Annotated in this window: 11 protein-coding genes; 9 read left to right on the top strand and 2 right to left on the bottom strand. The window is 60.1% G+C overall.

Features of this window, described 5'->3' with window-relative positions; all coding sequences use genetic code 11:
- The 3 genes from ACH2EH_RS13495 to ACH2EH_RS13485 form a co-directional block, all read left to right on the top strand.
- Positions 1-596 (top strand): glycosyltransferase family 4 protein (locus tag ACH2EH_RS13495; RefSeq protein WP_395142490.1); only part of this gene is annotated, 596 nt, incomplete at its 5' end.
- 20 nt (positions 597-616) lie between these two features.
- Entirely contained in the window at positions 617-2,182 is a 1,566-nt protein-coding gene (gene cimA, locus ACH2EH_RS13490; protein ID WP_395142488.1) for a citramalate synthase, read from the top strand.
- A gap of 80 nt (positions 2,183-2,262) precedes the next feature.
- The gene (locus ACH2EH_RS13485) at positions 2,263-2,790 is read left to right on the top strand and encodes an SMI1/KNR4 family protein (protein ID WP_395142486.1); all 528 of its coding nucleotides are present in this window, start codon (positions 2,263-2,265) and stop codon (positions 2,788-2,790) included.
- 47 nt (positions 2,791-2,837) lie between these two features.
- On the opposite strand, the gene ACH2EH_RS13480 is transcribed toward ACH2EH_RS13485, so the two are convergent.
- Together ACH2EH_RS13480 and ACH2EH_RS13475 are read right to left on the bottom strand one after the other, a co-directional pair.
- A complete protein-coding gene (locus tag ACH2EH_RS13480) occupies positions 2,838-3,287 on the bottom strand; it encodes a hypothetical protein (protein WP_395142485.1) in 450 nt (149 codons plus the stop codon).
- A gap of 17 nt (positions 3,288-3,304) precedes the next feature.
- A complete protein-coding gene (locus ACH2EH_RS13475) occupies positions 3,305-5,083 on the bottom strand; it encodes an L-fucose isomerase (protein ID WP_395142483.1) in 1,779 nt (592 codons plus the stop codon).
- A gap of 442 nt (positions 5,084-5,525) precedes the next feature.
- Between ACH2EH_RS13475 and ACH2EH_RS13470 the strand changes: the two genes are divergently transcribed.
- The 6 genes from ACH2EH_RS13470 to ACH2EH_RS13445 are packed head-to-tail and all read left to right on the top strand — an operon-like array spanning position 5,526 to position 12,563.
- On the top strand, positions 5,526-6,326 hold the full coding sequence (locus ACH2EH_RS13470) for a HEAT repeat domain-containing protein (RefSeq protein WP_395142481.1): 801 nt from the start codon (positions 5,526-5,528) through the stop codon (positions 6,324-6,326).
- A gap of 11 nt (positions 6,327-6,337) precedes the next feature.
- Positions 6,338-6,724 carry a hypothetical protein gene (locus tag ACH2EH_RS13465; protein WP_395142479.1) on the top strand — a complete coding sequence of 129 codons (387 nt, stop codon included), beginning with the start codon at positions 6,338-6,340 and terminating at the stop codon, positions 6,722-6,724.
- A 56-nt stretch (positions 6,725-6,780) separates the two neighbouring features.
- Complete coding sequence (locus ACH2EH_RS13460) at positions 6,781-8,013, top strand: DUF58 domain-containing protein (RefSeq protein WP_395142477.1); 1,233 nt, start codon at positions 6,781-6,783, stop codon at positions 8,011-8,013.
- Positions 7,985-10,093 carry a DUF4129 domain-containing transglutaminase family protein gene (locus ACH2EH_RS13455; RefSeq protein ID WP_395142475.1) on the top strand — a complete coding sequence of 703 codons (2,109 nt, stop codon included), beginning with the start codon at positions 7,985-7,987 and terminating at the stop codon, positions 10,091-10,093. The genes ACH2EH_RS13460 and ACH2EH_RS13455 overlap by 29 nt, the downstream gene beginning before the upstream one ends.
- 3 nt (positions 10,094-10,096) lie before the next feature.
- Positions 10,097-11,206 (top strand): DNA polymerase III subunit delta, encoded by a 1,110-nt coding sequence (holA, locus tag ACH2EH_RS13450; RefSeq protein ID WP_395142473.1) that lies wholly within the window; start codon positions 10,097-10,099, stop codon positions 11,204-11,206.
- Between the two features lie 58 nt (positions 11,207-11,264).
- Positions 11,265-12,563: a mandelate racemase/muconate lactonizing enzyme family protein gene (locus ACH2EH_RS13445; RefSeq protein ID WP_395142472.1), complete on the top strand. Its 1,299-nt coding sequence runs from the start codon at positions 11,265-11,267 to the stop codon at positions 12,561-12,563.
- Positions 12,564-12,662: the final 99 nt, after the last annotated feature.

Below are 12,662 nucleotides of genomic sequence, written 5' to 3'. Positions count from 1 at the left end.
TTTTCAATGGCGCAGATCCCGATGAGTTTAGGACGACCCCTCTCCCACGGACGCAATTTGGCCTACCTGAGGGTGTCCCTATGGCCGTTTTTGCGGGCGATATCCGCTCGGCGCGTAAGAACTTAGCTGCCGTGATTCAGGCACTCACTCAGGTTGAGGGGCTTCATGTCGCCGTTATCGGAGAGCAGCTGCGCAGTCCCTATCCCGCGCTGGCGGCGGAGCTGGGTGTGGCCGACCGTGTGCACTTTCTCGGATTCCGACGCGATGTGGCGGATGTCATGCGTGCCTGCGATTTCTTCGTTTTCCCCTCGCGTTACGAGCCCTTTGGGATGGTTGCCCTTGAGGCCGCGTTCTGCGGTTTGCCACTGATTCTCCCAGAGTGTGTCGGGGCGGTGGAAATTGTCCGCACGGGGGCAATTGTTATCGACACTCCCGAGAATATCCCCGCGCTCACCGAGGCGATGCGGCGACTTGCCAATGATCCTGAGCGACGAAAAACGCTAGGAGCAAACGGGCTTCATGCCAGGGAACTCTGCAACTGGAAAACCCTCACGGACCGCTGGATGGAAGTCTTTGAGGAAGTCCGTCGGCGCTAGGCCGCACCATTTGGAGCATTATGAGAGTTTTTATCTACGACACGACCCTGCGCGATGGCTCCCAGATGGAGGGGGTCTCTTTTTCTGTGGAAGACAAGCTGCGCATTGCCCGGCGACTGGACGCGTTTGGCATTGACTATATCGAAGGCGGCTGGCCCGGTGCTGTCCCAAAAGACACCGATCTCTTCGCCCGCCTGAAGGACGAGCCGCTGGAGAACGCCAAGCTCGCCGCGTTTGGCATGACCCGAAAGCCCGGGGAAACCGCCGAGGAGAGCCAGCTTCTGCAGAGTCTTCTGGAGGCAGGGACTCCGGTGGTGACGATCGTTGGGAAGACACACAGCCGCCATGTGACCGAGACCCTGCGCATTCCCCTAGCCGAGAACCTGGCAATGATTCGCGAGTCGGTTGCGTTTTTGAAAGCCCACAACAAGGAAGTGATCTTTGATGGTGAGCACTTCTTCGACGGCTTCAAAGACGACGAGCCCTACGCCCGTGCCTGCTTGACTGCCGCTGTGGAAGCTGGCGCGGACTGGCTCTGCCCCTGTGACACCAATGGGGGCGCACTTCCTCACGAAGTCGAGGCAGTTATTGCCGCACTGGTCACCGCCTTTCCCCACACGCCCATTGCCATGCACCCGCACAACGACGGCGACTGTGGAACCGCCAACGCACTCGCTGCGGTGCGCTCCGGCGCGACCCAAGTCCAGGGGACGGTCAATGGTTACGGCGAGCGCACGGGCAATGCGAACCTGGTGCCGATCATTGCCAACCTGCGCCTCAAGCTCGGCTACGACTGTGTGCCCGGCGGGGCGCTGGAGGAGCTGACCGTCCTTTCGCATTTTGTGGATGAGGTCGCCAACTTTTCCCCAAACCCCAAAGCGGCATTTGTCGGACGAAATGCATTTACCCATAAAGCGGGTCTCCACGCCGATGCCATCTCCAAGTGGCCCCGTGCCTACGATCATATCGAGCCCAGCAGCGTAGGAAACAAGCGTCGGATTCTGGTGAGTGAGCAGGCAGGAAGTGCTAGTATCGCCCAGAAAGCTGCCGAGCTGGGCTACGCACTAGATAAGAAATCTCCGGTCGCGAAGCAGCTTCTTCGCACCGTGACCCGCCTGGAGCACGAGGGCTACTCGTTCGAGGCTGCAGAGGCCAGCTTTGAGCTACTTCTCAAGAAAGCTACGGGCGGCTACCCCCCTTTCTTCGAGCTCGTCACGTTCCGGGTTTTTATCGGCAAGCGTGCCCATGATGACCTTCCCGTTACGGAAGCCACGCTTCGGCTGCGGGTCAATGGAGAGGAAGTGCTCGCCGTGGCCGAGGGAGATGGCCCGGTCAACGCACTGGATCTAGCACTCCGAAAGGCGCTGGAGCCCGCCTACCCCCAGCTTAAAGACATTGCCCTGACGGACTACAAAGTGCGTATTGTCACCACTGGCGAGGGCACAGCGGCAAAAGTCCGTACGATTGTCGAGTCCACGGATCACCACGGGCACATGTGGGCGACGGTGGGCGTGAGCACGAACCTCATCGAAGCAAGCTGGCAAGCCATCGTGGATTCTATCGAGTACGGCCTCCTAAAATCGTAGGCTGGTGGCGATTTTCAGCGGGCGGCTAAAGCGGCCCGCTGTTGCGGCAAGACCCATGAATGGGCCTGGGGAGGTTGCCTGTGATCGAGGAGTTGATTCGGTTGGTTGCGCCGCCTGCAGTGCCGAAGAACGTGCCGTCGGTGGAGGAGTGGGAGCTGTATGAAGTGGCACTTGGGTGTGCGTTTCCGTCGGATTACAAGCAGATCATAAATACCTATGGCAACGGATGGTTCGCAAATTGGATCATGCTCAGTCCCCCAAAAAACATTGTTGACAATCTGAAACCGCTTGGCGAGTTATTGGGAATGAGTATGAGCCGGTGGGAAAAGCCCTATACGTTTTATCCCCGTGAAAACGGACTTATGCACTGTGGCATCGATGATGGCAATAGCTTCTTCACCTGGAAAACGCTCGGGCCGCCTGATTCGTGGACACTCATCAACTTTCCCAATCGCCCCTATGAAGGCTCTGAGGCAATCTTGAAGTGTAACTGGTTAGAACTTTTGGTAGGTTGGTTCGCTGGCACAGTCGTCAATAATCCCTCCGATAATGAATGGTATCCCGAAGATGTTGAACCCACTCAAGAGCGCTTCTTCCGCCAATCTTAGATGGCCGGAACGGCCTTTGTAGCCGCAGGCTCGGGAGTCCCGCCGTTCTAATCGGCGGGATGCTCTGACCGTGTTAGTTGCTTCTGGTACTGCCGAATGCGTTGCTCCTCGCGGCGGTTCCAGATTTCTAGCAGATGTTCGCGCTTAAGGCGCTGTCGCTCCTGCCGAGCGGCCTCGGCGGCTTGCTCTGTTGCTGATTGTGTTCGTGCCTCTACAAAGGCTTCGACTTCATTGAGGCGCTGAGGCATCGGGCCGGGGCCACCACAGCCGCACGACGAGAACCGAACTCTGTTTTTGACGAGTGCTTCGGCCTTTGCCCACTGTGCGGTGGCGTTGCGGCGGGGGGCTTTGAAGTCCTTCCCCATGTCGGTGAGCGGCTGGTGGCAGTCCGGGCAGAGCGGCGCAATAGTCTCATCAAGCCGCTCTTGACGCCAGACCTTGCGGCAAGCAAAGCAGGCAAGGTGCTGTTTGTAGATATGTTGCGCGTACCGACACATTTTCTTTTTCTTTCCTACTACCGATAGATCGGGCCGTAGGTGGCGCAGGCGCGGTAGTCGGCGGACTGGGGCTCTAGGGCACCGAAGCGGGTCCAGGCCGACGGGCGGAAGATTTTGGCGTCGGGGACGTTGTGCATGTCCACGGGGATTCGTAGCATCGAGGCGAGCGTGATGAGATCCGCACCGATATGCCCCCGGGAGATCGCGCCGTGGTTCGCGCCCCATGCGTTCATCACCGAGTAGACATCCACAAACGGCCCGACGCCCGTCAGGTTCGGCGCAAACCAGGTGGTCGGCCAGGTCGGGTTCGTGCGTGCATCAAGAATTTCGTGGACGGCGTCGGGGAGCGCGACCGTCCAGCCCTCCGCGATCTGCAAGACCGGCCCCAGGCCACGCACGAGGTTCAGGCGGAACATCGTGCAGGGAATGTCCCCCAGAGTCGTGAAATCCGTGCTCCAGCCGCCCGCCGGGAAGTACCCCAGATCAGACGTGCACCACTGGGTTGCGGCGAGTGCCTGCTTGGCGTCGTCGTCCTCGATCTCGTACCAGGGCTTGAGGCCGTGGCCCGTCCAGTCCAGCGCGGCGGGGCCGGAGTTGATGAGATGCAGGATGCCACCGGCGGCTTTCCCGGTGAGCGTGTGCCCGGAGACGCGCTCCACGGCATCCGGCGACCAGTAGGTCCGTACATCGGCGAAGAGCTGCGCCTCACCCTGGGTGAGCAGGTGGCCCAGGAGCATGGACGCGCCGTTGAGGGCATCGTTCTCGGTGGCGACAATGTAGGGCTGACGGATGCCGTTCCAGTCAAAGCTCGTGTTGAGAATCGCCTCCAGAAAGTCGCCATTGGGAAAATGATCCGTCCACTGGCGCTGGCCCTGGAAGCCCCCCACCAGTGCGTTGTGCCCGCGCGACTCCTCAATAAATCCCATCTCGGCCAGCTTCGGGTTGCCCACCATCAGGTCGCGGGCGATCAGCGCCATCTTGACACTGGTTGCCCAGTCCGCATCCTTCTGCTCGCGGCTGCGCTGCTTTGCGGGCGGGTTCGTGTCCGCGCCCTCGGGGCAGTGCTCCTTCACCCAGTCCAGGGCACGCACAAATTCATCCTGGTCGTAGATGCCACGATCCATGCGCCGCACGAACTCGGTCATGTCCAGAAACTCGGGGCGCATCCCGAGGAAGCTCTCAAAGAAGTCGCAGTCCACGATGGAGCCCGCGATTCCCATGGAGACGCCGCCCATTGCTAAATAGCTCGTGCCCTTCATCGCTGCCACCGCGAGGCCCGACTTCACAAAGCGCAGGATCTTTTCACTGACATCGGCAGGAATGCTGGTATCGTCGCTCTCTTGCACATCGTGGCCGTAGATGCCAAAGGCGGGAATCCCCTTCTGTGTGTGCCCCGCCAGCACCGCCGCCAGATAGACCGCGCCGGGACGCTCGGTGCCATTGAAGCCCCAGACCGCCGTGGGAACCGTCGCGTCGAGGCTCATGGTCTCCGCGCCGTAGCACCAGCACGGGGTCACGGTCAGCACGACGCCGACGCCCTCACGGGCGAACTTCTCCGCGCACGCCGCCGCCTCCGCCGCGCCCCCGATGCACGTATCAGCAATCACGATCTCAACGGGCAGGCCACAGGCGTGCTTGATATTTGCCACAATCAGCGCCGCCGTGCGCTGTGCCATCCCCATGGTCTGGTCTTCTAGGCTCTCGCGGACGCCGCCATAGCGACCATCAATCGTGGGACGAATCCCAACTTTGGGAAGGGAACCGTTCAGGCGGTTCACCGGGGCATTCTTCTTCATGCGGGTATTGTACCCACGATTGCGCTCCGAACCCATCCCCCCGGCCCCCTTCCCTCTCCGAGGGAAGGGGGAGATGGAAAGGGAGGGTGGTCGTAGTGAGGAACGACCGAAGGCCGGGTGGGTCCAAATAGCTCTCCAAAAGAGGAGAGCTACATCAGAAGCGTTATGAAAGTACACAGTTTCCATAATGCTATCAGAAAAGCCAGAACCGCAGGGAGCCCAAACAAAAGAAGAAACGTTCCAGCGCAGTCGCGAATCCACTGCGGGAGCCAAGAGCGGCACTCAAGGAGAAAGGCAAGGATAACGGGGAGTGTGATGTAGAAGTAGGTCACAGCGCCAGCCAGAGGCGGCAAGCCAAGTAGCTTTTTATCAAGTCCCCGTTGGGGATTCCTATCGCACCAGATCGTCGCATAACCTATCTCCTGGTATCCTAAACGCAAAAGTGAGAGGAGCAGTTACGGTGGGATTTATCGAACAACTAAAAGCCACCCCAAAGTGGCAAGAGCGGCGGGAGCTGGTGCGCGAGTGCAACGACGCTGCCGTACTCTTGGCGTGGCTGCCCCACGAGAACGAGGGCTGGGTTCGTGCGGCGATCGCGACCCAACTGGGGCAATTGGGCGGGCCGGAAGCGCACAAGGCACTGGATCGCTTAGCGCAGGACGAGTCGGGAATGGTGCGAATCGCCGCCGTGGGAGCACTGAATACACTGGCGACTCTGGAGGCGCGGTTCCAGCTTCGGGAAACCTACGCACGCGACGAAGATCCCCATGTGCGCCAAGCCGTGGTACAGAGCGACGTGCCGGTTGGGGAGAGCGCGGCGCTAGGCAAGCTCCACGCAACTCTCGCCTATCAGAGCGATCCACACAAGCGGGCACTGGCAATCTACAATGCGATGCTGGAGGTAGGCAAAGCAGTTGTCCCCACCCTACGCGATCTTTGGAAAACGGAGACCGAGCCCGAGGTTCGGAAGATGCTTGTTGATCTGCTCGCAAATCTTGGGGAGGCAGAGGAGCGGCAGATACTTCTTATCGGCCTCCTCCAAGAGCCATCGTCTCAGGTACGTCGGGACATCGTCCGTATTTTCACAAAGTGGGGCGGCAGCGAGACGCGCCAGGTTTTTCTCACGGCCTTGCCACAGGAATCAGACGAAATCCTCCAGATTGCCCTGATCCGGGCACTGGCACAGTGGAAAGACAGAGGGGTCGCCCGTGCCCTTCTTACGCACCAGCTCCCTGCTCCATGACGGTCTATAAAATGATCCAGGAAGCAATTGAGCCGATCCTTAAAAACCTGCCCCTTGCCGAGCTTGGGGTCTGGCTCCCGCAAGAGCCAGAGGCAATGATTCGCCTGAGAATCGTCAAGGAAATCCGACAGCGGGAAGCAGCGGCACGTGAGATCTTGCTCGCAGCATTTCACCGAGAACAAGATCCGAGCGTTCGAGCGGAGCTCATCGAGGCTGTGATAGTCTGGGCCGACGAAGAGGAAATCCGAACACTACTCTACCAGTGTCTCTGCCGAGGAGAAATGAATCCCGGTGTGTTCACCATTCTGCGGATTCTTCAAGGGTACTATCCCGCGGATGAACTCAACAGATTGGCCAAACCCTACTTCGACTCCATGCCAAAAATCGACCTCTTTTGAAACGCCCTCTCCCAACTCTTTGGGGATTGCGCAGCGATGCAGGTACAATGAGCACCGTGGGACGTAAGACCAGCACCAGCAGCATTAAAGCCTTTGTGATAACGGTCGCCTTTATCTTTTTGTTTACCGTGGCACTTCTGCTGGATATTCAGTATCTCTATCTGATGGCAGTGATGGCCGCGCTCATCCAGCCCATCGCGTACGGGCTCGTCGCGCTGGCACCCACTCACTACACCGGGAGCCGTCGCCATCTTCAGACGGCGGTCGAAGGCAAGCCGCTACGTATAGTTCTGGATGTGGAGGCGACGGGGAAATTCCCTGCCAGTGTTCTCGAGATTGAGGAAGTGCTTCCTGAGGCCGTGCGCCGATTTGACGGCGGGAGTGCCCTTAAGCTCGACTCATGGGATGGGCACCAGGGAACGGCAGCCTACCAGGTCGAGCCGCTCCTGCGCGGTATCCACTTGCTCGGCCCCGCCCAGATCGAGACAACAGACCCCCTGGGGTTGTTCTCGTTTGCAGCGGATCTGGCTCCAACGACGGAGCTGGTCGTTCACCCCTCCCCCATTCCGATTCGGGTCGCGCAGTCCGGCGGCGAGGGGCATTTTGGGGTTCGGGAGCGCGAGGGCAAGGCACAACGAGGCGACGGCCTAGAGTTCCATGGAGTTCGCGAGTACCACCCTGGCGACTCTCTTCGCCGAGTTCACTGGCGTACCACCGCACGCACGGGCCGCCTTACGGTGGTGGAGTACGAGAAAGCCTTTGAGCAGGATCTGGTACTGGCGCTCGATCTGCGGCAGAATACCCATGCAGGTAGCGGACGCGAAGCGACCCTGGAGTATGCCGTGAAGATCGCAGCCACACTGGCAGATCGCACGCTGGCTCGTGGCGGCGGCGTCGCACTGCACTCCCAGCACGGGAGCGCGGTGATTGATGCCCGTGCCAGCGACCCGGAAGCCGCGCGTTTTCATCTGTTTGACCTGCTCGCGCGGGCGCAAGCCACGGCAGAGACGCCCCTTGTGGCGACCCTGAGTGCGCAGCGCCTGGCACCCGGAACCAGGCTTATCGTATTGACAGCACACGGCGACCCGGCGCTTGATTCCTGGCTCACCCGCCGCCTGACTCTGGGAGACAGTGTTCAGACATTCTATCTGGAGCCCACCAGCTTTGGCGGAAGTGCAGCAGCCCGTCCCGGTCTGCCCTCCGCTCTCATAAAAACCGTAGAAAAGAAACATTCCCCTTGGGAAGAAGGAGGCAAAATCCTTGAGCAGCTCCTCCGTGCGAACCACTAGCGCCACGCAAATAGGCTCGTTGCCGATGATGCTCGCAGCCCTGCTGGGGCAGAATGCGGCCACTTTCGGACTCACGGCCCCACTGATTAGCCCGAGCTACACTATTTTGTTAGCCGTTCTTAGCACCGCCGGGGCGCTGACGGCCCGCTACCTAAGATCCCGCAACCTTGGCCGGGACTATCTGCTCGCGGGCGCCATAGGGCTGGTCGGTTTCTTCTTCGTAATTCAGGCCACGATTGTCCGCTTTGGAAAGTCACTGCCCATTGATTTTTTAGTATCCACCAACGACATGAGCCTGCTGGCCGCACTCACCCTGACGGCTGCCGTCGCGACATTTTTCTGGCTAACAGACGGCGCCACGCTTTTTTGTTGCGTGTGGTCTATGGCGATGATCGGCCTGGCGGCGACTCTCAATTTGAATGTGATTACCCTGGTCTGCTTTGGAATCTTTCTGTTCTGTGCCTTGTTTTTAATGACCCATCAGCACACCCTGAGCCAGGCGGGCACGCACGGACGGCTCCTCGTCGTGAAAAACCCGCTCCTAGGACTTCAGCTCCGAACCGCAGCGCTACTCTGGGTCGCTACCTGGACTCTGGGCGTGATTGTGGCAGTGCCTCTACAGATGATCGGGCGCAACATGTCCCTGGCCACGGTTTTGGAGCGCTTGAAGCTTACGCCCGAGGCCAACAAGCTACGCAACAACTCCAAGCCGCGTCTGACATTTGATAGCCCGGACAGTTTTGCCGTCGGTCTTGGCCCCGTTACGGACAGCGACACACTGATCTACCGAGTGACCACGCAAGAGACACACTACTGGCGCATGCGTACGTTTGCGACGTGTAAGGGAAACGAGTGGATCCCTTTTGAGAACGATCTAGCGGGCCAAACACTCGTGCCAGAAACGACCAAGGCCGGACGCAATGTCTTCACACTCAGTTCCGCGCTTGAAGGGGTGCGTCAGAAGACCCAGCGCGTCAAGGCCAAGGTAGAACCTCTCGTCGCCACGCGCGCCATGATCCACCTGGTGGAGCCACGCCAGCTTCTCGCGGATCAGGCGACAATTGTCCGCCGGGTAGACGGCACTTTTGCACTGGTGGGGCGGCGTATGGATATTGCGCTTCCTCCAGGTCCCTACGAGCTAGAAGCTGATGTCTCCCGTGCCAGTCCTGAGGAACTCAATAACTCATCCGTCACTTATCCCAAGGAGATTCTCGAGCGTTACTTACAAGAACCCAACGTCGGCATGCTAGACACCCTGGCACAGGAAGCGATCGGGACGGAGCGGCTGCCCTACAACAAGGCCGAAGCTATCCGCAAGTTTGTGACCAACCGGTGCACGTACTCTCTGGATGCACCCGCCTGCCCACTAGGTCGAAACCCGGCGGAGTGGTTCCTCAATGACTCCAAGGTGGGCTACTGTGATCTCTACGCGACCGCCGTAACTCTACTTTGCCGCGCAGCCCGCATCCCTGCACGCATCGCCACGGGTTTCAACGCGGGCGAGACCGATCCAGATCACCCGAACGCCTACCACCTTCGTGAACGCAACCGACACGCCTGGTGCGAGGTGTATTTTACGGGCTACGGCTGGGTTCCCTTTGACGCGACCGTGCTGACCGTTGACGCCACCATGGCCCCGCTCGCCAGTGCCCCTTTGCCCAAAACGCAGGCTGGCAAGCTCCCTGTTGGCCCACTGGTTCTCGTAGGAATCGCTGTGCTGGGGCTACTGGGCGTGGGCGGCGCGGAGCTTCTCAGGCGCCGTGGGGTACTCCCCGGACGCGCCACTATCTCGGTGGAGGAGATCTACGCCCGGCGGCTGCTGATCACCTACAAACACGCCCTCCATCAGCTCAAGCGCCACGGAGCCACACGGGAGAGCGCCATGACCGTGGGAGAGCATATCGCCGTCGTTACCCAGCGCCTGGGAGACTCCGTGGGCAGTGCCTACGAGCGCCTGGCCCGCCTGAGCGAGCGCACACTTTTTGCACGACAACCCACCCGGGAGAGCGATGTGATCACAGGGCAAGAGGCGCTGGCAGCACTTAAAATCGCTCTTAAGACGAAAGAGAGGAAGTACTAGCCCATGGCACGCATTTCCACGAAGGTTGCCACGAAACCCAAGCCCCAGGAGCGCCCCGAGGGTGCCCCACGGGTCATCCTGATCACGGGTCTGGAGGCGGAGCGCAAGCAAGCGGAGGCGCTTCTCTACCTGAAACAGGCCGACCCTGAGTTTGCCGATTTCGATGCGGAGACCCTCGACAGCTCCCATGCGAGTGCGGACCAAGTTCTAGGCGCAGTCGGGACGGTTCCCTTTGGCAACGGCAAAAAAGTCGTGCTCCTGCGCGATACGCAGCAGCTCGATACTGAGGAACAGAAGCGTCTTGCGGCGGGCTTAGACAGAATTCCCCCTCAGGGGCTCTTGGTGCTGCACACCGGTTCCCCCACGGTCGAGGATGGCAAGGTCAAGCGGGGGACATCGGTGAGTACGGAGCTGGCCAACGCGGTCAAGAAGCTTGGCGAGGTGCGCGATTTCGCCTTGCCCAAGATCGAAGATCTGCGTGGCCATCTGATGCAAGAGACCCGCCGCCTTGGCAAAACGCTTGATAGCGATGCCCTCGCGCTCCTCTCGCAGCTCCCTGCCGATGATATTCGCCATATCGGCACGGAGCTGGAGAAAGCGGCGCTGCATGCGGGAAATAGCCCTAGGATCACGGCGCTGGATGTGGAGGCGACACTCTCACGCGGCCCCGATGACGTGATCTTCAAGCTCTGCGATGCGGTGGGTATGCGCAAGACCAAGGAGGCGCTCCAGCATGTCAATAGCCTCTTTCGTGGGAGTGGCCGTCCGGACAGTGTCGCCCCCCGAACCCTGGTGCTGCTCGCACGACAGATCCGCCTCGTGATGCAGTTTCGGTATCTGGGCGAGAAAAAGATGGCGGGTCGCAACGCCCAACCGGTAAGCTCTCAGGTAACTGCCCTCCTGCCTGCCGATGGTGCGGCCTCTATTATTAGTAACCCACGCACCTCATGGATGGCGGATAAGTACGTCAATCAAGCCCGCAACTTCACCCTCGCCGAGCTGGAGGAGCGCTTAGAGAAGCTCCTCAACGCCGACCTGATGCTCAAAGGGGTCACACCTGGTGGCGATAACCCACAGGCCGTTCTCCAGCGCCTGGTTATCGAGCTTTGTTAAAAACAATAGAAACAAGATGAGCCACAGCGCCCCCCGTATCAAGAAAATAACGCGGACCATGCTGCGCGTTCCGTACACCCCACGCACCGAGCCCTGGAACCGCCTGCTCGTTCGTAACTGGCAGATTGTCGAAGTGTGCCGCGTGGAAACCGAGTCGGGGGTGGTTGGCTGGGGAGAGACTCTGCCGCACTACGGGTGGGGCCGGGTCAGTGACGATGCCGTGGCGCGGGCAACCGACTCTCCCCTAGGCTCGCTCCTCGGGGACGACAGCCTAGGGCCGGGCTTGCAGATGGCGCTCTACGATGCGCTGGGCAAGACTTTGGGAGTTCCGGTGCACGCCCTCTTTGGCCTCCCGAAAGTGCGTGACTGGGCTCCGCTGGCCTGGTGGAACACGAAGATGCCTCCCGAGGTGCTCGCCGAGGAGGCGAAAGACGCCGTCGCGGCGGGCTACACGGACCATAAAATCAAAGCACGGCCCTGGTTTGATGTCTACGCTCAGGTCGAAGCGATCTCCGCTGTGACCCCGTCGCACTATAAGCTGGACATGGACTTCAACGACATGCTCGGAACGGTCGGAACCGCGACACGGGTTCTGCAAAAACTCGACACCTACGAGAAAGTGAACTTCTACGAGGGGCCACTCCCCCAGCGCGATGTGGCTGCCTACCGAGAGCTACGCAGCAAGATCAGCCGCCCCCTGGCGATTCACTTTGGCGTCCCCTCGTTTCCCCAAGTGATTCAGAGCCAGATGTGCGATGGCTTCGTGCTCAATCAAGGCATTGGGGCGACACTGGCGCAGGGCCAGCTCGCCGCGACTTTTGAGATGCCCTTTTTCCTACAGCTCGTCGGGCTGGGCCTCACGACCGCGCTCATGGCACACCTTGCCGCCGTGCTTACCCACGCCCGCTGGCCCGCCGTCACGTGCCTCAATAACTACTCCGCTGACTTGCTTATTGAATCTCTGACAATAAAACACGGCCATGTGCAAGTCCCCGATGCGCCGGGGCTTGGGGTGGCGTTCGACGAAGCAGCGCTGGAGAAATACAAGCTGGAGCCGCCGCACTGGATGCCGTTCCCGCGCCATATTCTCACGGTCACCTGGGAGGGAGGGCGGAAAATCCACTTCCCCTACATGGAAAAACCCAAGACACCAGACTACGCGGGGCCCGCATTCTCCCATCTCCAGTTCGAGCAGGCCAGCGCCTCGCTGCGTGGTCGGGGTGTCTGGGAGGACTTTATGCGCGGGAACTTGCCTCTCTATGAACCGGGTGTCTCGCTCACCGTCTGGGACGACGACGGCTCCACAGACTGGGCAGCGCTCTACCAAAAATGCCTGGAAGCCCCCGTCTGGGATTAGGTACAATAGCGACGATGAAAATTCTGGTAACGGGTAGTGCAGGGCGAATCGGGCGCGTGGTGTGCGCGCTGCTGGAGGAGCACGGACACACCGTCCGGC

Origin of the sequence: Armatimonas sp. (assembly GCF_043760365.1) — a bacterium.
In the GTDB taxonomy this organism is placed as follows: domain Bacteria; phylum Armatimonadota; class Armatimonadia; order Armatimonadales; family Armatimonadaceae; genus Armatimonas.
This window is presented reverse-complemented; position numbering and strand designations above follow the sequence as displayed.